This window comes from Azospirillum brasilense, assembly GCF_001315015.1.
In the GTDB taxonomy this organism is placed as follows: Bacteria; Pseudomonadota; Alphaproteobacteria; order Azospirillales; family Azospirillaceae; genus Azospirillum; species Azospirillum brasilense.
Genome location: NZ_CP012914.1, coordinates 2,025,023 through 2,046,142 on the forward strand (window position 1 = coordinate 2,025,023; position 21,120 = coordinate 2,046,142).

The following is a 21,120-nucleotide window of genomic DNA, read 5'->3' on the forward strand; positions in this document are numbered from 1 at the left end:
CCGCCCGTTCGCTCCACCGTCCCCGCCTCTTGTCCATCGCCGCGTCCGTGCTAGGCTTTTCCCCCAATCAAGAACCCGTCCCGGGAGAGGAATCCGCATGGCCGACACCTTCACCGCCTTCGTCATCGAGGACGCCGACGGCAAGCCCAAGGGGGGCTTCAAGCCGCTGAGCCTGAGCGACCTGCCCGACCACGACGTGCTGGTCGAGGTCGCCTATTCCACCCTGAACTACAAGGACGGCCTCGCCGTCTCCGGCAAGGGCCGGATCGCCCGCAAGCTTCCGATGGTCGCCGGCATCGACCTCGCCGGAACGGTCGTGGAGTCGCGCTCCGCCGACTGGAAGGCCGGGGACAAGGTGATCGTCAACGGCTGGGGCCTGTCGGAAACCCAGTGGGGCGGCTACAGCCGGTTCCAGCGCGTGAAGCCGGAATGGCTGACCCGCCTGCCCGACGTCTTCTCAGCAGAGGAGGCGATGGGCATCGGCACCGCCGGCTATACCGCGGCGCTCTGCGTCGACGCACTGGAGGATTGGGGCGCGATCCAGCCCGGCGGCAAGGAGGTTCTGGTCACCGGAGCGGCCGGCGGCGTCGGCTCCGTCGCAGTGGCCTTGCTCGCCAAGGCCGGCTATCCGGTCACCGCCTCCACCGGACGGCCCGAGACCCACGAGTATCTGTCCGGCCTGGGCGCCACCGGCTTCATCGACCGCGCCGCCCTTCAGGAGAAGGGTCCGCCCCTGCAGAAAGAGCGCTGGGCCGGCGGCGTCGATTCCGTGGGCGGCATCACGCTGGTCAACGCCCTGTCGCAGACCGTCTGGGGCGGCGCCATCGCCGCCTGCGGGCTGGCGGGCAGCGCCGACCTGCCCGGAACGGTGCTGCCGCACATCCTGCGCAGCGTCACGCTGATCGGCGTCGATTCGGTCGCCGCCCCGGCGGCGCGACGCGAGCGCGCCTGGGCCCGGCTTGCCCGCGACCTCGACAAGGACCACCTGAAGACGATGTACACGGTGGAGCCGATGTCGAAGCTGCCGGAACTGGCCGGCCAGATCCTCGCCGGTCGGGTGCGCGGCCGCGTGGTGATCGACGTCACCGCCTGACGATGGTGCCGCCGGTGGCGGGTGGGGTCAGGCCCCCGCCACCGGCAGCCACAGCACCTCGTCGATGCGCTCCGCCCCGCTGCACAGCATGACCAGCCGGTCGAAGCCCAGCGCGATGCCGCTGCATTCCGGCATGCCGTGCTCCAGCGCGGCGAGGAAATCCTCGTCCACCGGGAAGCGGTCGCCATAGATGCGTTCCTTCAGGTCCATGTCGGCCGTGAAGCGGGCACGCTGGGCGCGGGCATCGGTCAGCTCGCCGAAGGCGTTGGCAAGTTCCAGGCCGCAGGCGTACAGCTCGAACCGCTCGGCCAGCCGCGGGTCCTCCGGCTTGGGACGCGACAGGGCGGCCATGCAGACCGGATAGTCGGTCAGCACACAGGGCACGCCGGCGCCCAGATGCGGCTCGATCCGGTCAAACATGATGCGGAAGACGATGTCCTCCCAGCGGTCGCCGTCGTGCGGGGCGATGCCGATGGCCCGCGCCATGGCGGCCAGCGGAGCCGGGTCGGGGTCATGGCTGCCGTCGAAGGTCTCCAGCAGGTCGATCCCCGCATACTCGCGGAAGGCATCCTGCACGGTCAGCACCCGCCACTCCTTGAAGGGATCGCAGGTCATGCCGCGGAAGTCGAATCGCGTCCGCCCGGCGGCGACGGCGGCCTCGCGCACCAGATCCTCGCAGTCGCGGATCAGCGTCCGATAGCCCTCCCCCGCCCGGTACCATTCGAGCATGGAGAATTCCGGCGCGTGGGTGGCTGACCGCTCGCCATTCCGGAAGACGTGGGCGATCTGGTAGATGCGCGGCAGCCCGGCCACCAGCAGCTTCTTCATGGCGAATTCGGGGCTGGTGTGCAGGTGCAGCCGCAGCCGGTCGTCGGGGTGCGGTCCCACCAGTTCCGTCGCGAAGGCCTGGAGATGCGGCTCCATCCCCGGCGAGATCTGGAGCGCCGGGGTGTCCACCTCCAGGAAGGCGTTCTCCTCGAAGAAGCGGCGGACGGCGCCCAGCACGCGGCCGCGCACGGCCAGATGGGGGCGGCGGCGGGCGAAGCTCTCGGGAGCCCAGGCGGGCGTGATGGGGGACATGACGGCCTTCACTGACGGAGCGATGACGCTGCTTAGCAGAGCGGGAGCGGCGGCGAAAACGGACAAAGAAGGCGCAGAACGCCAATTGAGCCCCACCCGGCGTTGCCACCGGCCCGGCAAGCTGCTAGGTTCCGCGCCGCCTGTCTCCTGGAAATCACGAGTATGTCATGAAGGTCAACGCCAACACGATGCGTCCCGGCCATGTGCTGGAGCATAACGGGAAGCTCTGGGTCATCACGAAGACCGCCATCGTCCAGCCCGGCAAGGGCGGCGCCTTCATCCAGCTTGAAATGAAGGATGTGCGCACCGGCAACAAGTCGATCGAGCGCTTCCGCACCCAGGAGACGGTCGAGCGCGCCCGCCTGGACGAGCACGAGATGACCTTCCTGTTCGCCGAAGGCGACAGCTACACCTTCATGGACAAGGAAAGCTACGAGCAGACCGCCATCCCCGGCGAGATCATCGGCGACCAGAAGGTGTTCCTGCAGGACGGCATGGAAGTCACCGTGCAGTCCTTCGAAGGCGCGCCGCTCGGCGTCGAGATCCCCGGCAAGGTCACCCTGCAGATCACCGAGGCCGACCCGGTGGTGAAGGGCCAGACGGCCTCCTCCTCCTACAAGCCGGCGAAGCTGGAGAACGGCGTGTCGATCCTGGTGCCGCCGCACATCGAGTCGGGCACCCGCGTCGTCGTCGATACCCAGACCGGCGAGTATGTCGAGCGCGCCAAGGACTGAGCGTCCTGACTGATTTTCTGCGCACCGGCTCTCGCTTAAGGCGGGGGCCGGTGTATTCTTTTTCCGGTTCCGCACGAGATAAAGCACGCCCATGGCCACCCGCTCCGCCCTTATCAACGTGATGGTCCGCGCCGCCGAAAAGGCGGCCCGCGGCCTTGTCCGCGACTTCGGCGAGGTCGAGCACCTCCAGGTGTCGCGCAAGGGCCCGGCGGACTTCGTGTCCGCCGCCGACATGAAGGCGGAAAAGCTGCTGCGCGAAGAGCTGCAGAAGGCCCGCCCGGATTTCGGCTTCCTTATGGAGGAGACGGGCGCCAGCAAGGGCAGCGACCCGACCGCCCGCTGGATCGTCGATCCGCTGGACGGCACCACCAACTTCCTGCACGGCATCCCGCACTGGGCGATCTCCATCGCCGCGGAGAAGAACGGCGAGATCGTCGCCGGCGTCGTGTACGAGCCGGTGCACGACCAGATGTTCTGGGCCGAGAAGGGCCAGGGCGCCTTCCTGAACCACCAGCGCCTGCGCGTGTCGGAGCGCCGCAACCTCGCCGACGCCGTGATTGCCACCGGCATCCCCTTCAAGGGCCGCGGCGACCATGCCGGCTTCCTGGTGGAGGCCGAGGCGCTGATGAAGGAGGTCGCGGGCATCCGCCGATTCGGCGCCGCCTCGCTCGACCTCGCTTACGTCGCGGCGGGCCGCTACGACGGCTATTGGGAGCGCGGACTCGCCCCCTGGGATGCCGCGGCCGGCCAGCTTCTGGTGACCGAGGCCGGCGGCTTCGTCGGTGAGATCGGCGGCGGGCGCAACCCGGTGTTCGGCGGCACGATCCTGGCGGCCAACGCCCACTTCCACCTGCCGATCGCCAAGATCCTGCGCGGTGCGACGGATCGCAAGGTGCGCTCCGCTCCCGCCGGAGCGGCTGGGGCGGCGGACGCCGGTCAGGGCTGACCTCCGGCCGAGCCATAAGCCCTTCATGACGTTGGGGTAGCAAGGGCCGCGCTTTGGTGGGGAAACACGCCGCGCGGCCCAAAGGGCGTTGTCCCTACGCCGATCGAAGGGCTATGGTACCAACGCTTTTCCGTGTCACTGGGAACAACGCGCTGGTCACCATGAGGATTGTCGGACGCATGAGCGGTTCTCCAAACGCCCCCGTCGGGCGGCAGGTCCCGTTGCGCGTCCTCCCCGCCGCCGCGGTCGTGGCGCTGTCGCTGGCCGTGACCGCCTGCTCCTCGTCCAGCACCGCACCGCCCCAGACCAGCGCCGCCACTCCGGCCCCGGCCGCAACCACGAACACAGGCGGGCTGACGCTGGAAAACGCGCAGCCGCTGCCGATCCCGCCGCGGCCCGATCTCTTCCCGCCGCCGGCCCCGCCGGCCCCGCCCGTCTTCAAGGCCCCGACCCTGATGACGGCGCCGGAGCTGCCGCAGATTTCGATCGGTCCCACGCCGCCGCCGCCGGCCCTGCCGGAAGGCGCGCCGCCGGTCCCAGCCTCCAACCGGCCGGCAGCATCGCCGCCGCCCGACCGGACGCAGACCGCCGCCCTGCCGCCGCCGACTCCGAAAGCGCCCTCGGCGCCCGCCCTGCCCCGGATGGAGCCGTTGACCGTGCTGTTCGACGGCACCGCCACCGCCTTGCCCGAACCGGCCCAGACGCATCTGGACACCATCGCGGAGCGCATGAACGCCAACCCGCAGCTTCGCCTGCAGATCCGCTCCTACGCCAGCGGCACGCCCGAGACGGCGCGCGAGGCGCGTCAGCTGTCGCTGGCCCGCGCGCTGGCCGTCCGCGAGCGGCTGGGGACCGCCGGCATCGCCAGCACTCGCGTCGACATCCGCGCCATGGGCATGGAGGCGGCCGGCGGCGCGCCGGACCGGCTGGACGTGGAGTTCCTGAACCAGTGAGCCGCTCTCTGTAACCGGTACCGCCTGCCCCTTCCCCTGGACGAGAGTGCCCATGGCCGCCATCGCCCCGTCGTCCCAGCCTCTTGAGGAGCCTTCCCCGATGACGCGCCCGGAGCGCTTCCTGACACGGATGATCCTCTTCCTGGTGGTCGTGGGAAGCGTGACGGCGTTGCTGTTCCCGGCCCTGCGCGCCGCCTTCATGAACAACCCGGCGCTGAACGGGCTGATCCTCGGCACGCTGCTCGCCGGCATCCTGTTCATCTTCCGTCAGGTGCTGATGCTGCGGCCCGAGGTGGCGTGGCTGGAGCATTTCCAATCCGGCAGCGCGGCCGCCGCCGCGCCGGAGCCGGTGCTGCTCGCCCCGATGGCCCGCATGCTGCGGGAGCGGCGCGGGAGGCTGACCCTGTCGGCGCTGTCGATGCGCTCGCTGCTCGACGGCATCGCCTCGCGGCTGGACGAGTCGCGGGAACTGTCGCGCTACTTGATCGGGCTGCTGATCTTCCTCGGCCTGCTCGGCACCTTCTGGGGCCTGCTGCACACCGTCCAGTCGGTCGGCTCGGTCATCGGCGGGCTGTCGGTGCAGGGCGGCGACGTCGGGGCGATGTTCAGCAACCTTCAGCATGGGCTGGAAGCGCCGCTGACCGGCATGGGCACAGCCTTCAGCTCCTCGCTGTTCGGTCTGGCGGGCTCGCTGGTGCTGGGCTTCCTGGAGCTTCAGGCCAGCCAGGCGCACAACCGCTTCTTCCAGGATGTCGAGGACTGGCTGTCCGGCGCCACCCGCCTGTCGAGCGGGGCCGGCGGCAGCCTGGAGACCGGCGACCAATCGATGCCCGCCTATCTGACGGCGCTCCTGGAGCAGACGGCGGAGAACCTCGACTCGCTCCAGCGCACCGTCGCCACCGCCGAGGAGGGCCGCCGTTCGGCCAACGCCAACCTGATGGCTCTGACCGAGCGGCTGAGCACGCTGACCGACCAGATGCGCGCCGAACAGCAGCTCCTCCTGCGCCTCGGCGAGAGCCAGCTTGAGATGAAGGGGCTGCTCGACCGGCTGTCCGACGCGGCGATCGGCGGGTTCGACGACGCCTCGCGCCAGCATCTGCGCAACATGGACATCTATCTCGCCCGCATGGTCGAGGAATCCTCCACCGGCCGGGTCCAGGCGGTGCAGGAGATCCGCAGCGAGATCAAGCTGCTGGCCCGCACCATCGCCGCCCTGGCCGAAGAATCGGAACAGCGCTGATCGGAACGGCGCCGACGCCAAACTCCCTGTCCGTCCGGAGGGACACACCGCCATGCCCAGCATCAGCCGCCGCAACGGCCACCGCGAGGCCAGCGCATGGCCCGGATGGGTGGACGCGCTGTCGTCCCTCGTCATGGTGGTCATCTTCCTGCTGATGATCTTCGTCGTCGCCCAGTTCTACATGGCGACCGCCCTGACCGGGCGTGACGAGCAGCTCGGCAGCCTGAACCGCAAGGTGGCGGAACTGAACGATCTGCTGGCGCTGGAGCGGGACGCCAACGCCGACCTGCGCATCAACGTCGCCCAGCTCTCGGCGGAGCTTCAGGGGTCCGTGGCGGCGCGCGACACGATGACCAGCCGCATCGCCACGCTCCAGGGCGACCTCGACCACGCCACCCGCGCGGCGGAGGAGTTGCAGCGCACGATCCGCGCCGACAAGGAGACCATCGAGCTGAAGCTGGCCGAAGCCGCCAGCCTCCAGGCCGACCTGAAGGCGTTGCGCGAAGCCCGGACCAAGCTGGAGGGCGAGTTGGCCGCCGCCGCCGCGCAGCAGCGCCTGACCGAGGAGCAACGCCAGTCCCTGCTGGCCGAGTTGGGCGGGGAGCGCGACCGTTCCAAGGCGCTGGAGACACGGCTCGCCAGCGCCGATGAGAAGACGATGCTCGCGCAGAAGGACATCGAGAAGCGCGACATCCGAATCACCGAGCTGATGGCCTCCCTGTCCGCCGAACAGGGCGCGACCGGCAAGGCGAACGAGCAGGTCGACCTGCTGAACCGGCAGATGGCTGCGCTTCGCGAGCAGCTCGCCCGCATCGGCGCCGCGCTGGAGATCTCGGAGAAGAAGGCGGAGGAGCAGCAGGTCCGGATCGCCGAACTCGGCTCGCGGCTGAACCAGGCGCTGGCCGCCAAGGTGCAGGACCTCGCCCGCTACCGCTCGGAGTTCTTCGGGCGGGTGCGCGAGGCGCTGGGCAACCGCCCCGACGTGCGAATCGTCGGCGACCGCTTCGTCTTCCAGTCGGAGCTTCTGTTCCCCTCCGGCTCGGCGACTCTGGAGGAGGCCGGCAAGCAGCGGCTGGCGGAGCTGGCGCGCACGCTGATCGCGATCGGCCGGACCATCCCGCCGGACATCAACTGGGTGCTGCGGGTGGACGGCCACACCGACGCGCGCCCGGTGCGCATCCAGTTCGCTTCGAACTGGGAGCTGTCGGCGGCGCGCGCGATCTCGGTGGTGAAGTACCTGATCGACCAGGGAATTCCGGCGGACCGTCTGGCCGCCGCCGGTTTTGGCGAGTATCAGCCGCTCGACCCCGGCACCAGCGAGGAGGCGTTGGCGCGGAATCGGCGCATCGAGGTGAAGCTGGATCAGCGGTAGGAGCCCAATCCCTTCTTCCCTCCGGGGAGAAGGTTAGGATGAGGGGGCGGCCGCAGGCCGGAAAAGCTCTGCAATGAGGCTGCGTTTCCGCCCTTCGGGCGCCCCCTCACCCTGACCCTCTCCCCAGAGGGGAGAGGGAAATATGGACAAAGCGCTCGTTACTCCGCCGCGACCGTCTCCGGCTCCACCGCCGGCGTCCACCGCAGCACCGGCTTGCGCGCCGCGGCGGTCTCGTCGAGGCGGCGGCGCGGGGTCAGGCGCGGGGCACCCTGGAAATAGGCCACATCGCCGGACTTGGCCCGCTCCGCCAGGGCGCGCAGCGCCGTGACGAACTGGTCCAGGCTGGCCTTCGATTCGGTCTCGGTCGGCTCGATCAGCAGGGCGCCATGCACGACCAGCGGGAAGTACATGGTCATCGGGTGGAAACCCTCGTCGATCAGCGCCTTGGCGATGTCGAGCGTGGTCACCCCCGTCCCCTTCAGGAAGCGGTCGTCGAACAGGCATTCGTGCATGCACGGCCCCTCGAAGGAGGGGGTCATGACGTCCTGAAGGCGGGCCAGCAGGTAGTTTGCGTTCAGCACCGCGTCGTTCGCCACCTGCCGCAGACCGTCGGCGCCGTGGCTCATCATGTAGGCGAGCGCGCGGACGAACATGCCCATCTGGCCGTGGAACGCCTTCATCCGCCCGAAGGCCGGGCCGTCGCCGGCCTGCTCCACCAGACGGAAGGCGCCGTCCTTGTCCTGCACCACGTAGGGCACTGGGACGAAGGGGGCCAGCGACTCCGCGAAGACCACCGGGCCGGAGCCCGGACCGCCGCCGCCGTGCGGGGTGGAGAAGGTCTTGTGCAGGTTGATGTGCATCACGTCGATGCCGAGGTCCGCCGGACGCACCCGCCCGACGATGGCGTTGAAGTTGGCGCCGTCGCAGTAGAAATAGGCGCCCGCCGCGTGAACCGCCTCGGCGATGGTGATGATGTCGCGCTCGAACAGGCCGCAGGTGTTCGGGTTGGTCAGCATCAGGCCGGCCACGTCGGGCCCGAGCTTGGCCTTCAGCGCCTCCAGATCGACGCGCCCGTCCTCGGTCGCCGGGATCGCCTCGACGGCGTAGCCGCAGGCCGCGGCGGTAGCCGGGTTGGTGCCGTGGGCGCTTTCCGGGACGAGGATCTTGGTGCGGCCCTTGTCGCCCTTGGCGTCATGGGCGGAGCGGATCGCCATGATGCCGCACATCTCGCCGTGCGCACCCGCCGCCGGGGCCAGCGTCACCGCCGCCATGCCGGTCAGCGTGGCGAGCCAGCGGCCCAGCTCCGCCATCAGCTCCAACGCGCCCTGCACCGTGCTTTCGGGCTGGAGCGGGTGCACGTCGGCGAAGCCCGGCAGCCGCGCCATCTTCTCGTTCAGGCGCGGGTTGTGCTTCATCGTGCAGGAGCCGAGCGGGTACAGGCCGCTGTCGATGGCGTAGTTCTTCTGCGACAGGCGGGTGTAGTGGCGGACCACCTGCGGCTCGGCGAGGCCCGGCAGGCCGATCCGGCCGCGCGGCTTCACCGCACCAAGGCGCGGGCCCACCGCGGGGACCTCCGGCAGGTCGACGCCGCAACGCCCGGCGCTGTCCTGTTCGAAGATCAGCGGCTCCTCGATCTGGAGGCCGCGGTTGCCGGTGACGGTTTCCGGAACGGCGCTGTCGGTGTTCTGAATGCCGGTCGGGCGACCCTGGTTGTTCATGCTCATCACAGAACCTCGGCGAGGGCGGTGGCGAAGGCGTCCATGTCGGACTCGGTGTTGGTCTCGGTGGTGGCCACGATCAGCAGGTCGTCCAGCCCGCCGCCGAACAGACGGGAGGCCGGAACGCCGCCCAGGATGCCGCGTTGCGCCAGCGCTTCCACGACCTCCGCGGCCGACTTCGGCAGCTTGACGGTGAATTCGTTGAAGAAGCTGCCGTTGACGATCTCCACTCCCGGTACCGCCGCCAGCTTGTCGGCCAGTTGCACGGCCTTGCCGTGGTTGATCTCGGCAAGCCGGGTGAAGCCTTCCTCCCCCAGCAGGCTGAGGTGGATGGAGAAGGCCAGCGCGCACAGGCCGGAATTGGTGCAGATGTTCGAGGTCGCCTTCTCGCGGCGGATGTGCTGCTCGCGGGTGGAAAGCGTCAGCACGAAGCCGCGCCGCCCGTCGGCGTCCACCGTCTGCCCGCAGAGGCGGCCGGGCATCTGGCGGACCAGCTTCTCCTTCACCGCGAACAGCCCGACATAGGGCCCCCCGAAGTTCAGCGCGTTGCCCAGCGACTGGCCTTCCGCCGCCACGATGTCCGCGCCCATCGCGCCCGGCGGGGTCAGCAGGCCGAGCGACACGGCCTCCGTCACCACGACGATCAGCAGGGCGCCCTTGGCCTGGCAGGCCTTGCCCAACTCGGTGTAGTCGCGGACATGGCCGAACACGTCGGGGTTCTGCACGACGACGCAGGAGGTGTCGCCGTCGACCGCGGCCAGCAGGTCCTCGCCGCCGGTCGGGGCCGGCGGCATCACCACCGTCTCGAAGCCGATGAAGCGGGCGTCGGTCGTCGTGGTGTCGCGGTAATGCGGGTGCAGGCCGCCGGACAGCACGGCCTTCTTCCGGCGGGTGACGCGGTTGGCCATCATCACGGCTTCCGCGCAGGCGGTGGCGCCGTCGTACATGGAGGCGTTGGCGACGTCCATGCCGGTCAGCAGCGAGACCTGGGTCTGGAACTCGAACAGGACCTGCAGCGTGCCCTGGCTCACCTCCGGCTGGTACGGGGTGTAGGCGGTCAGGAACTCGCCGCGCTGCACCAGATGGTCCACCGTCGCCGGGATGTGGTGGCGGTAGGCGCCGGCGCCGAGGAAGCTCGGCACGCTGCCGGCGGGCAGGTTCTTGCCCGCCATCGCCGACAGGGCGCGATCGACCTCAAGCTCGCCCATATGATTGGACAGCCCCTCGATCGGGCCGGAGAGGCGGGCCGCCTCGGGCACGTCGCGGAACAGCTCGTCCACCGACGGCACGCCGATGGCCTCCAGCATGGAGCGCCGGTCGGCCTCGGTCAGGGGCAGGTAACGCATCTCAGGCTTGCCCTTCCACGAAGGCCTTGTAGGCGGCTTCGTCCATCAGCCCGTCCAGCTCCGCCGGGTTGCTGAGGCGCAGCTTGAAGAACCAGCCGGTGGTCTCGGCCCCGGCGTTGACCAGCGACGGGTCGTTCTCCAGCTCGGCGTTGGCCTCGATCACCTCGCCGGAGACCGGGGCGAACACGTCGCTGGCGGCCTTCACCGACTCCACGACGGCGGCTTCCTTGCCCTGGGCGAGCTGGCGGCCGACGTCCGGCAGTTCGACGAACACGACGTCGCCGAGCTGGTGCTGGGCGTGGTCGCTGACGCCGACGGTGCCGACATCGCCCTCGACGCGGACCCACTCATGGTCCTTGGTGTACTTGATGGTCATGGTTGTCCCCTGTTCGAAACGGTTTTCTAATTCTCAGCCGCGGTAGTAGCGCTGCGGCACGAAGGGCATGGCGGCGACCTTGGCGGCCAGCGGCTTGCCGCGGACCATGAGCTGGACCGGCGTGCCCACGGCGGCGTGTGCGCGGTCCACATAGCCCATGGCGACCGGGGCCGAGGCGGTGGGGCCGAAGCCGCCGCTGGTCACCTCCCCGATCTTTTGCCCATCCGCGTCGCAGACGTCGGTGTGCTCGCGGGCCGGCTGGCGGCCTTCCGGCTGGAGGCCGACGCGGCGGCGCGGGGCGCCGTTGGCGAGCTGGTCCTTGATGATGGCATAGCCGGGGAAGCCGCCCTCCTCCCGGCGGCGCTTGGACAGCGCCCATTCCAGGCCCGCTTCGACCGGAGTCGTCGTCTCGTCGATGTCGTGGCCGTAGAGGCAGAGCCCAGCCTCCAGCCGCAGCGAGTCGCGCGCACCCAGCCCGATGGCCTCGACCTCGTCCTCGGCCAGCAGGGCGCGGGCGATGGTCTCCGCGTCGGACTTGTCGCAGGAGATCTCGTAGCCGTCCTCGCCCGTGTAGCCGGAGCGGGTGATGATGACCGGGATGCCGTCGAAGGTGGCCGGTAGGTAGCTCATGAACTTCATGGTGGCCGCTTCAGGGATGAAGCGCCCGAGCACCGCCGCGGCCTCCGGCCCCTGAAGCGCCATCAGGGCGAGATCGTCCAGCAGTTCCACCTCGGCCCTGCCCTTCAGCCGCTCGCGCATGTGGGCGACGTCGTGGTCCTTGCGGGCGGCGTTGACGACCAGGAACAGGTGGTCGCCGGCGTTGGTGACCATCAGGTCGTCCAGGATGCCGCCCTGCTCGTTCAGGAACAGCGTGTAGCGCATGCGCCCACGGGCCAGCCCTTTGATGTCGCCGGGAACCAGCGACTCCAGCGCGGCGGCCGGGTCCTCGCCGGTCAGGCGCACCTGCCCCATGTGCGACACGTCGAACAGCCCGGCCTTGGCGCGGGTGTGCTGGTGTTCCTTGAGGATGCCGAGCGGGTACTGCACCGGCATGTCGTAGCCGGCGAAGGGCACCATCTTGCCCTTCAGCTCCAGATGGAGGCTGTGCAGCGGCGTTGTCTTGAGGGACTCAGAAGCCTCGTTCACGCGGGTCCTCCGACATAGGATCGCACAACCCGCGCCGGAATTGACGCGAGTCCTGCCCCCTCTGTCCTGGACCTGAGAGATTCACCGGCGGGGTCCAACCCTCGACAACCGGTTTACTCCTTCGGTGAGCCGTTCCCCGCGATGCGCGGACCGGGCTGCTTTCCAGAGTTGCCTTATCCCCCTTGCGGTCCTTTTGCCTGAGAGTTTCCGGGGCGGTTGCTCCTTCGGCGCCACTGCCCGGCATCCGGTTTTCCGGTGGCCGGGCAATGATCTCTCCCGCGAGGGATCGTCGGCTTGTGCCGTTTAACCTACCGGGACCTTTGCGAATGTCAATCGGGGTTCGCTGGGGTCCCGGCGACGCTCATTTCAGGTCCAGATGGCTGCCGTCGCAGAAGGGCGGCTTCTTGGTCGCCTTGCAGCCGCAAAAGCGCGCCTTCATGGAGGTGGCGGGAGCGAACTTCATCGGCTCCAGCCCGGTGCCGGCGTGGCTGCCGTCGCACAGCGGCTGCTTGGCGCTGCGCCCGCAGCGGCACCACCAGTAGGTCTTGCCGGCTTCCAGTTCGATGATGATGGGTTCCTTGGTCGCGGCGACCGGTGCGCTGGCCATGAGATTCGCCCCCTTATCCGATCACTGCTTCATCTGCGCCCGGTTGAAGGCCAGCTGCTCCGGCGTCAGCTGGAAGCCCAGGAAAATCTTCCAATCCTTGCCGTTGGCGTCCTTGGGCAGCGGGATCTTCGGCGCCAGTTCCTCGCGGCTGCCGGAGCGGAGCTTGCCGGCATCGAAGGTGACGGAGGTGTCGAACTCCGTCTTGGTGGTCGGCGCCTCCTCGCCCGGCTTGGCGACGGCGACGAAATAGCGGTAGTTCGCCGTGTTGCCCTGCATGGCCGGTCCGCGCTCCGCGATCAGGAAGACGTTCACGTTCACCGTGACGCCGTCGCTGGTGTAGTCGCAGTTGCCGGAATAATCGGCCAGTGCCGCGCGGGAGGTGACGTCCGTCAGGTCGCGCCCGCCGCCGTTGCGGAATTGGGTGACCTCCGCCAGATCGCGGACGATGGACACCTTCGGGCAGGCCAAGGCCGCGTCCGCCGCGGTGTTCGATCCGCCCCCGAGTCCGGAGCAGCCGGTGAGCGCCAGAACCCCGAGACTCGCGAATGCAAGCGCCCGCGGGCTTTTCCGGGCGGGGGTTCCTATATTACGGTCGCGGCGGCGGTCCATCGGTCTGGCCTAACGGTTGGAAGGGTGTGTTCTGCCACGACTTTAGAGAAGCGGTGGGGCCGGCACAAGGCCACGCCGCCGCTGCGACGAACGAACCCCGACACCCCCTTTTTCGAGACACCGGAACGACGCGCATGACCCAGACGCCCCTGACCATCCTGCTCGCGGCCCCCCGTGGCTTCTGCGCCGGCGTGGACCGCGCGATCCAGATCGTGGAGGTGGCGCTGGAGCGGTTCGGCGCCCCCGTCTATGTCCGGCACGAGATCGTCCACAACCGATTCGTGGTGCAGAGCCTGGAGGCCAAGGGCGCCATCTTCGTGGACGAGCTGGATCAGGTGCCCGACGGCGTGCCGGTGGTCTTCTCCGCCCACGGCGTGCCGAAGTCGGTCCCGGCGGCGGCGGAGCAGCGCGGCCTGTTCTACCTCGATGCCACCTGCCCCCTGGTCAGCAAGGTGCACCGCGAGGCCGAGCGCCACTTCAACGAGGGGCGCCAGATCGTGCTGATCGGCCACGCCGGCCACCCGGAGGTGATCGGCACCATGGGCCAGTTGCCCCAGGGCGCCGTCGTGCTGGTGGAGACGGTGGAGGACGTGGCGAAAGTCCAGGTGGACGACCCGGAGAACCTCGCCTACGCCACCCAGACCACCCTGTCGGTGGACGAGACGGCCAGCATCGTCGCCGCCCTCCAGGCCCGCTTCCCGTCCATCGGCGGACCGAAGAAGGAGGACATCTGCTACGCCACCACCAACCGCCAACAGGCGGTGAAGGCCATCGCGCCGAAGGTGGACGCCCTGCTGGTGCTGGGCGCGCCGAACTCCTCCAACTCCAAGCGGCTGGTCGAGGTGGCGAAGATCCACGGTTGCCAGCGCGCCCAGCTCGTCCAGCGCGCGGCGGACATCGACTGGTCGGCGCTGGACGGAGTCGCCACGCTGGGCATCACCGCCGGAGCGTCGGCCCCCGAAGTGCTGGTGGAGGAGGTCATGGAGGCCGCCCGCGCCCGCTACGCCGTGACGGTGGAGGAGCTGCGCACCGCCTTCGAGGACATCACCTTCAAGCTGCCGAAGTCGCTGCTGGACGGCGGCGTCGGGATGCGGAGCAAGGAAGAAGCCTGAGGATGTGGAGTGCCATTGACCAGCGTCCCGAATCCCGGTAAGGCGCTGGCATGGCCGTATACACCGAAGTCACCGACGACGAGCTGAACGCTTTCATCGCCCAGTACGATCTGGGCGCCGTCCTGTCCTGCAAGGGCATCGCGGAGGGGGTGGAGAATTCCAACTTCCTCCTGGTGACGGAGCGCGGCCCCTACATCCTGACGCTCTACGAGAAGCGCACCCGGCGGGAGGATCTGCCCTTCTTCCTGGGCCTGATGGAGCATCTCGCCGACAAGGGCATCGCCTGCCCGCTGCCGGTCCAGGGAACGGACGGGCAGGCGCTGCGCGAACTGTCTGGGCGCCCGGCGGTGATCGTTACCTTCCTGGCCGGCATGTGGCCGCGCCGCATCACGCCGCATCACTGCGCGGAGCTGGGGACGGCGCTCGCCCGTCTGCATCTGGCCGTCGCCGACTTCCGGATGGAGCGCCCCAACGCCCTGTCGCTGGACGGCTGGAAAGACCTTGTCGGCAAATGCGCTCCGCGCGCCGACGAGGTGGCCCGCGACCTGCGCGCGACGCTGGAGGCGGAGCTTGCCGCGTTGGAAGCCAACTGGCCCGCCGGCCTGCCGTCCGGGGTCATCCACGCCGACCTGTTCCCCGACAACGTGTTCTTCCGCGGCGACGGGCTGTCCGGCCTGATCGACTTCTACTTCGCCTGCAACGATTTCCTGGCCTACGACATCGCGATCTGCATGAACGCCTGGTGCTTCGAGGCCGACGGGTCGTTCAACGCCACCAAGGCGCGGATGCTGCTGACCAGCTACCAGAGGGTCCGCCCTCTGTCGCCGGCGGAGCTGGCCGCCCTGCCCTGGCTGTGCCGCGGCAGCGCCCTGCGCTTCCTGCTGACGCGCCTCTACGACTGGCTGAACCATCCGCCGGGGGCCTTCGTGCGTCCGAAGGACCCGCTGGAATATCTGCGCAAGCTGCGCTTCCACCAGACCGTCCGCGGGCTCGGCGACTACGCGCTCGACGACGGCGGCAGCTATCAGGTCTGACGCCATGACGGACAGCATGGACACCAACGGCGGCGGTGAGAAAAGCGCGCCGAAGGTCGTCGACATCTTCACCGACGGCGCTTGCAGCGGCAACCCCGGCCCCGGTGGCTGGGGCGCCATCCTGCGCTACAACGGGGTGGAGAAGGAGCTGTACGGCGGCGAGCCGGCCACCACCAACAACCGCATGGAGCTGATGGCCGCCATCCAGGCGCTGGAGGCGCTGAAGCGGCCCATGGAGGTGCGGCTCTACACCGACAGCGAGTATGTGAAGAACGGCATCACCCAGTGGATTCACGGCTGGAAGGCCCGTGGCTGGAAGACCGCCGACAAGAAGCCGGTGAAGAACGAGGATTTGTGGCGCCGCCTGGACGAGGCGAAGCGGCAGCACCGGATCGAGTTCCACTGGGTCCGTGGCCATGCCGGCCACCCGGAGAACGAGCGGGCCGACGCGCTGGCCCGCCAGGGCGTCGCCGACGTCCGGCAGGCCGCGCGGGGCTGATCCGTCCGGCGAACGGTGACCATCCTCAAGGGTTTGTGGACGGCGGACCCGCCATCCCGCTAGGCTCCCTCCGATAACGAACGACGAAAGATCGTTGGGAGGAGACCGAGATGTATCCGCATTTGCGGAACGAAGCCCGCTGGGTGCTGCCCGAGGTGCTGGCCCATCAGGCCGCCGAACGCGGCGGCAAGACCTTCGTCACGATGATCGCCGGCAAAGAGAACGACGGCGACTCCATCACCTACGCCGAGGCGCAGGAGCAGGCGGGTCGCATGGCCGGCTTCTTCGCCGGGCTGGGCGTGAAGCCGGGCGACACGGTGGCGGTGATGCTGCCGAACGGGCTGGACTTCGTGCGCGTGTGGCTGGGGCTGGGGCGGCTGGGCGCCGTCATGGTCGCGCTGAACACGGAACTGAAGGGCGGCTTCCTGGAGCACCAGCTTGAGAACGCCGGAGCCGCCCTGGCGGTGGTCGACGCCGCTCTGGCCGACCGCATCACCGACATCGCACCACGACTGACCGCCTTGCGCGGGCTTGTGGTGCCCGGCGCCGTGGCGGGATCGCCGCACGCCGCGCTGGAGGGCTGGCGCAACGCCGCCCCCTACGACGGCCCCCTGCCCCGCGCCGGCGACGACGCCTGCATCATGTACACGTCGGGCACCACCGGCCTGTCGAAGGGCGTGCTGATGCCGCACGGCCACGGCTTCCTGTTCGGGCTGGGCTCCATCGACAATTTCGCGCTGACCGACGAGGACCGCTTCTACATCTGCCTGCCGCTGTTCCACGCCAACGGGCTCTACATGCAGCTCTACGCCGCGATGATCTCCGGCGGATCGGCGGTGCTGCGCGAGCGGTTCAGCGCGTCGGCTTGGCTCGACGACATCCGGCGCCACGGCTGCACGGTGACCAACTCGCTGGGCGCCGTCACCGCCTTCGTGGTAGCCCAGCCGCCGCGCCCGGACGACCGGGACCATCCCCTGCGCCTCGTCGGCGCCGCCCCCAACCCGGCGGACACCGAGCGGGTGCTGCGCGAGCGCTTCGGCGTCCGCGACGTCATCAGCCTCTACGGCATGACCGAGGTGAACATCCCGCTCTACGCCGAGATGGGCAAGCCGCGCCCCGGCACCTGCGGCAAGGTCTACGACCGCTATTTCGAGGTGGAGATCCGCGACCCGCAGACCGACATCCCGGTGCCGCATGGTCAGGTCGGCGAGGTCATGGTGCGCCCGAAGGCCGCCTTCGGCTTCCTGTCCGGCTATCACCGGATGCCCGACAAGACGGTGGAGGCGTGGCGGAACCTGTGGTTCCACACCGGCGACGCCGCGGTGATGGACGCGGAGGGCTACGTCACCTTCGTGGACCGCATCAAGGACTGCATCCGCCGCCGCGGCGAGAACGTTTCGTCCTACGAGGTGGAGACGGTGCTGTCGCGGCTGGAGGGGGTGGCGGAGGTCGCCGCCTACGCCGTGCCGGCGGGCATTCCGGGGGCGGAGGACGAGATCATGGTCGCGCTGGTCGCCGCACCGGGCGCCACCCTGACGCCGGAGGCCGTGGCGGCCTACGCCGAGCGTGAACTTCCGCGCTACGCCCAGCCCCGCTACATCGACATTGTGGACGCCTTCCCCAAGACGCCAACCGCCAAGGTGCAGAAGGCGAAGCTTCGGGAACGCGGCGTGGCCGACACCACCTGGGACCGCACGAAGGTGACTTGAACGAGAACCTATGCGCAATTCCCTCTCCCCTCTGGGGAGAGGGTCAGGGTGAGGGGGTTGCGCGTGGCGGAACGTCCGGCACAAGCGCAACCCCCTCACCGGCCCTGCGGGCCACCCTCTCCCCGGAGGGGAGAGGGCTAAAACCGCCCTTACAGCGCGCCCAGCACCGCTTCGGCCGAGGACACCTCGAACTGGCCCGGCTTCTCCACGGCGAGGTGAGTGACCTTGCCGTCCTTGGCGACCAGGGCGAAGCGCTGGCCGCGCAGGCCGAGGCCGTAGCCCGTGCCGTCCATCGTCAGGCCCAGCGCCTGGGTCAGCGCGGCGTTGCCGTCCGGCAGCATGGTGACCTTGCCGCCGACGCCGCTCTTCTCGCCCCAGGCGCGCATCACGAAGGGGTCGTTCACGGCGAGGCAGACGATGTCGTCCACGCCCTTGGCCTTCAGGTCCTCGGCCTTCTGGACGAAGCCCGGCAGATGCTTGGCGGAGCAGGTCGGGGTGAAGGCGCCCGGCACCGAGAACATCACCACCGTCTTGCCCTTGAACAGCGCGTCGGTGGTGATGTCCTGCATCCCGTTGTCGGTCAGGTGCTTCAGCGTGACGGACGGGATGGCGTCGCCCACTTGAATGGTCATGTCTCCTGAACTCCCAATTTTTTGTGTTTCAGCTTTTGATCTTGCCGGACGCCCGGTCGAGCGCGTCGAGGACGGCGCCCTCGGTCAGCAGTTCCGGAAGCGCGATGCCGTCCGGAGCCCCCGGACCATAGACGATGTTGAAGGGAATGCCATAGCGGCCGTGTCGGGCAAGGTAGCGGGCAATGGCCTCGTCCGGTCGGGTCCAGTCGGCGCGCATGGCGGTCACCGCCCCGGCGTCCTCCAGCCGCTGCGCGACGGTGCCGCGGTTCAGCACCAGCTTCTTGTTCGCCTGACAGGTGATGCACCAGTCGGCGGTGACGTCCACGAAGACGGTGCGCCCGGCGGCCACCTGCCCGCGGATGGCCGCCTCGTCGAAGGCGACCCAGCGCGCCGCTGTGCTTTCGGCCACCGGAGCCGCCCCGGCGGAAGGGCCGAAGACGGCGGGAACCGCAAAGGCCACCAGGGCGAGCAGCCCGGCCAGCGCCGCCCCGGCCCAGCGCGCCGTCTCCGCCATGCGGCGGCCCAGCCACAGCGCGGCGACCAGCCCGCCCATCAGCACGGCGACGGCCAGCGCCGGCACCTCGCCCACTTGGACGACCAGAACCGACAGCAGCCAGAGCGCGGTCAGGGCCAGCGCCCCGCCCAGCACCCGGCGCAATGCGACCATCCAGCGCCCCGGGCGCGGCAGCAGGCGCGCGGCGCGCGGGAAAGCGGCGATAAGCAGGTAAGGCAGCGCCAGCCCGACGCCGAGCGCGGCGAAGATGGCAAACACCTCCAGCGCCCCGCGGGCCAGCGCGAAGCCCACCGCCGTCCCCAGGAAGGGCGCGGAGCAGGGCGTGGCGAGCAGCGTGGCGAAGGCGCCGGTGGCGAACTGCCCTCCCAGCCCCTGCCCCTCCGGCCCGCCCAGCCGGTCGGCGACGGCGCGTGGCAGCGGAAGCTCGAACAGGCCCCACAGGTTGGCAGCGAACAGGGTCACCAGGATGACCATGAAGACGAGGAACAGCGGCTGCTGGAATTGGATGCCCCAGCCCACGGCACCGCCCGCCGCCTTCACCGCGACCAGCGCCCCGGCGAGAATCAGGAAGGAGGTCAGGATGCCCGCCGCCGAGGCCAGGAAGCCGGCGCGCACCGCCGCGGGTGCCCGCCCGCCATGCTGGACGATGGACAGCAGCTTCAGCGACAGCACCGGCAGCACGCAGGGCATCAGGTTCAGGATCAGCCCGCCCAGCAGGGCGACCCCCAGCATGGCCAGCAGCCCCGTCGGAGCCGCCCCGGCACTGCCGCCCAGCCCCGCCGCGGCGGTCGCCGGAGCCTCCACCGACCGGTTGCCGTCCACCACGGTCAGCGTCATCGCCCGTCCGGCGAGGTCCAGTCCGGGCGTCGGGTCGGTCGCGTCCATGCGCAGGATCGCGCGCCGGTCGCCGTCGAGGAACTGGCTCTTGGGCGCGGCGAAGGTCACCGGTGGGTCGGTCTCCACGAACACGTCGGGGGCGACCATCGGCTCGCGGGCGGTGACCTCCACCTCCAGCACGGCGCCCTGGCCACGCACCGTCGTCACGGTCAGGCCGGACGCCCGCCCGTCACCGGGCACCAGAGACTGGGCGCGGGCGATGTCGTTGGCCGACGGCCCCGGCGTCGCCGGCCCCTCAGGGATGGACAGGGACAGCGCCACCATCTCCGGCACGCAGATGGTCGAGCAGACCAGCAGCTCCGCCTTCAGCGCGAGATCGAGCGGCTTGCCGGGCTCCGCCGGGGTGGCGGCGATGGGGAACAGCACCTCCGCGTCGTAGCCCGCCGTCTCGAAGCCCAGCACGGTGAAGCGGTGCGGAGCCGGGTAGATCAGCTCCGTCGCCTTGAGATTCCGCGACTCCGACCAGTCCAGCCGCGGCGCGAAACCGGCATCGCCCGGAGTGCGCCAATAGGTCTTCCAGCCGGGCTCCAGCCGGACCTCCAGCCCCAGGGGGATTTTGGCGAGATCGCCCACCCCCTGCACCGACGCGACGAGCCGCGCCTCCACCGGGCCGGACTTGACCCAGGCGCCGGTCTCCGCCCTCCCCATTCCGGGTGCGGCCAAGGCCAGGATGGCGATCAGGAATGGAACAAACCTTTTCATCGCACCGACTGTTCTCATATCAAGACGCAGCGGGCCGCCCATCGGCCCTTGGCTGTATATGGATGACAAAGCTTGGCCCGTGCTGTCACACTCGGGCGAAGACGGCTTCGGGCGAGCCACTCAACGGCCCGCCCGTCCCCCGACACAAGGATAGCGCCCATGCCGCACCTGACCAAGTCCTCGGACTATCTGACCGGCCAGTTGCTGATCGCCATGCCGGGCATGACGGACCCGCGTTTCCAGCGGACCGTGATCTATATGTGCGCCCACAACGAAGACGGCGCCATGGGCCTCGTCGTCAATCGCCTGTTCGGGTCGGTCACCTTCGAGGATTTGCTGGAGCAGCTCGAGATCGAAATCCAGGAGCCGATTGCCAACATGCCCGTCCATTATGGCGGGCCCGTGGAGTCCGGGCGCGGATTCGTCCTGCATTCGACCGATTACGTGCGGGACGGCACGCTGGTGGTGGACGACGAGGTGGCGCTGACCGCGACCATCGACATCCTGCGCGCGATTTCCGAGGACCGCGGGCCGCGCCGCAACATCCTGCTGCTCGGCTACGCCGGCTGGGGGCCGGGGCAGTTGGACGCGGAAATCCAGGCGAACGGCTGGCTGAACGTGCCCTGCGACGAGACGCTGCTGTTCGATCCCGAACTGGACACCAAGTGGGAACGCTCGATCGCCAAGCTCGGCGTCAGCCTGTCCATGCTGTCGGCGGAGGCCGGGCACGCCTGACGGCGCCCCCTCCTGATCAAGAATACGACCCGCCGCACGGCACGCGGCGGGGTCTCACATCAAAAA

Annotated in this window: 20 protein-coding genes and 1 riboswitch; of the genes, 11 read left to right on the plus strand and 9 right to left on the minus strand. The window is 69.5% G+C overall.

All coding sequences use genetic code 11. The annotated features are described in order from the left end of the window. The first annotated feature begins 97 nt into the window (after window positions 1-97). Complete coding sequence (locus AMK58_RS09380; protein WP_035674750.1) at window positions 98-1,093, plus strand: MDR family oxidoreductase; 996 nt, start codon at window positions 98-100, stop codon at window positions 1,091-1,093. Between the two features lie 27 nt (window positions 1,094-1,120). Here the strand turns inward: AMK58_RS09380 and epmA are convergent, their stop codons facing one another. Further along, window positions 1,121-2,173 carry an EF-P lysine aminoacylase EpmA gene (gene epmA / locus AMK58_RS09385; protein ID WP_035674753.1) on the minus strand — a complete coding sequence of 351 codons (1,053 nt, stop codon included), beginning with the start codon at window positions 2,171-2,173 and terminating at the stop codon, window positions 1,121-1,123. 167 nt (window positions 2,174-2,340) lie between these two features. On the opposite strand from epmA, the gene efp reads away from it, so the two are divergent. From efp to AMK58_RS09410, 5 genes are all read left to right on the plus strand, one after another. Continuing rightward, window positions 2,341-2,907, plus strand: coding sequence for an elongation factor P (gene efp, locus AMK58_RS09390; protein ID WP_014240821.1), 567 nt, complete (start codon window positions 2,341-2,343; stop codon window positions 2,905-2,907). A gap of 91 nt (window positions 2,908-2,998) precedes the next feature. Then, on the plus strand, window positions 2,999-3,853 hold the full coding sequence (locus AMK58_RS09395) for an inositol monophosphatase family protein (protein WP_059398833.1): 855 nt from the start codon (window positions 2,999-3,001) through the stop codon (window positions 3,851-3,853). A gap of 179 nt (window positions 3,854-4,032) precedes the next feature. Beyond that, entirely contained in the window at window positions 4,033-4,806 is a 774-nt protein-coding gene (locus AMK58_RS09400; protein ID WP_059398834.1) for an OmpA family protein, read from the plus strand. A gap of 52 nt (window positions 4,807-4,858) precedes the next feature. Beyond that, window positions 4,859-6,046 (plus strand): hypothetical protein, encoded by a 1,188-nt coding sequence (locus tag AMK58_RS09405; RefSeq protein ID WP_059398835.1) that lies wholly within the window; start codon window positions 4,859-4,861, stop codon window positions 6,044-6,046. Window positions 6,047-6,098: 52 nt separating this feature from the next. Next, window positions 6,099-7,418: a peptidoglycan -binding protein gene (locus AMK58_RS09410; RefSeq protein ID WP_035674762.1), complete on the plus strand. Its 1,320-nt coding sequence runs from the start codon at window positions 6,099-6,101 to the stop codon at window positions 7,416-7,418. A 158-nt stretch (window positions 7,419-7,576) separates the two neighbouring features. Here the strand turns inward: AMK58_RS09410 and gcvPB are convergent, their stop codons facing one another. From gcvPB to AMK58_RS09440, 6 genes are all read right to left on the minus strand, one after another. After that, complete coding sequence (gene gcvPB, locus AMK58_RS09415) at window positions 7,577-9,142, minus strand: aminomethyl-transferring glycine dehydrogenase subunit GcvPB (protein ID WP_059398836.1); 1,566 nt, start codon at window positions 9,140-9,142, stop codon at window positions 7,577-7,579. Further along, complete coding sequence (gene gcvPA, locus AMK58_RS09420; RefSeq protein WP_035674766.1) at window positions 9,142-10,482, minus strand: aminomethyl-transferring glycine dehydrogenase subunit GcvPA; 1,341 nt, start codon at window positions 10,480-10,482, stop codon at window positions 9,142-9,144. The genes gcvPB and gcvPA overlap by 1 nt, the downstream gene beginning before the upstream one ends. A 1-nt stretch (window position 10,483) precedes the next feature. After that, window positions 10,484-10,858, minus strand: a complete 375-nt coding sequence (gcvH, locus tag AMK58_RS09425; RefSeq protein WP_035674767.1) for a glycine cleavage system protein GcvH — start codon at window positions 10,856-10,858, stop codon at window positions 10,484-10,486. 33 nt (window positions 10,859-10,891) lie between these two features. Further along, entirely contained in the window at window positions 10,892-12,004 is a 1,113-nt protein-coding gene (gcvT, locus tag AMK58_RS09430) for a glycine cleavage system aminomethyltransferase GcvT (RefSeq protein WP_035674769.1), read from the minus strand. Window positions 12,005-12,179: 175 nt separating this feature from the next. Then, window positions 12,180-12,293: riboswitch (glycine riboswitch) on the minus strand. A gap of 72 nt (window positions 12,294-12,365) precedes the next feature. After that, the gene (locus tag AMK58_RS09435; protein ID WP_035674770.1) at window positions 12,366-12,611 is read right to left on the minus strand and encodes a CDGSH iron-sulfur domain-containing protein; all 246 of its coding nucleotides are present in this window, start codon (window positions 12,609-12,611) and stop codon (window positions 12,366-12,368) included. A gap of 21 nt (window positions 12,612-12,632) precedes the next feature. Further along, window positions 12,633-13,079, minus strand: coding sequence for a hypothetical protein (locus AMK58_RS09440; RefSeq protein WP_236778097.1), 447 nt, complete (start codon window positions 13,077-13,079; stop codon window positions 12,633-12,635). A gap of 275 nt (window positions 13,080-13,354) precedes the next feature. Here AMK58_RS09440 and ispH point away from each other — a divergent pair, with 275 nt between their 5' ends. The 4 genes from ispH (at window position 13,355) to AMK58_RS09460 (ending at window position 17,574) form a co-directional block, all read left to right on the plus strand. After that, window positions 13,355-14,332, plus strand: a complete 978-nt coding sequence (ispH, locus tag AMK58_RS09445; RefSeq protein ID WP_035674772.1) for a 4-hydroxy-3-methylbut-2-enyl diphosphate reductase — start codon at window positions 13,355-13,357, stop codon at window positions 14,330-14,332. 50 nt (window positions 14,333-14,382) lie between these two features. Further along, window positions 14,383-15,366, plus strand: coding sequence for a homoserine kinase (locus tag AMK58_RS09450; protein WP_035674774.1), 984 nt, complete (start codon window positions 14,383-14,385; stop codon window positions 15,364-15,366). A gap of 4 nt (window positions 15,367-15,370) precedes the next feature. After that, window positions 15,371-15,865 (plus strand): ribonuclease HI, encoded by a 495-nt coding sequence (gene rnhA / locus AMK58_RS09455; protein WP_175424465.1) that lies wholly within the window; start codon window positions 15,371-15,373, stop codon window positions 15,863-15,865. 110 nt (window positions 15,866-15,975) lie between these two features. Next, entirely contained in the window at window positions 15,976-17,574 is a 1,599-nt protein-coding gene (locus AMK58_RS09460) for an AMP-binding protein (protein WP_035674775.1), read from the plus strand. Window positions 17,575-17,723: 149 nt separating this feature from the next. Here AMK58_RS09460 and AMK58_RS09465 read toward each other — a convergent pair whose 3' ends face one another. After that, entirely contained in the window at window positions 17,724-18,206 is a 483-nt protein-coding gene (locus tag AMK58_RS09465) for a peroxiredoxin (RefSeq protein ID WP_035674776.1), read from the minus strand. 28 nt (window positions 18,207-18,234) lie between these two features. Then, window positions 18,235-20,319, minus strand: a complete 2,085-nt coding sequence (locus AMK58_RS09470; RefSeq protein WP_059398837.1) for a protein-disulfide reductase DsbD family protein — start codon at window positions 20,317-20,319, stop codon at window positions 18,235-18,237. A gap of 159 nt (window positions 20,320-20,478) precedes the next feature. Here AMK58_RS09470 and AMK58_RS09475 point away from each other — a divergent pair, with 159 nt between their 5' ends. Continuing rightward, a complete protein-coding gene (locus AMK58_RS09475) occupies window positions 20,479-21,054 on the plus strand; it encodes a YqgE/AlgH family protein (protein WP_014240841.1) in 576 nt (191 codons plus the stop codon). Window positions 21,055-21,120: the final 66 nt, after the last annotated feature.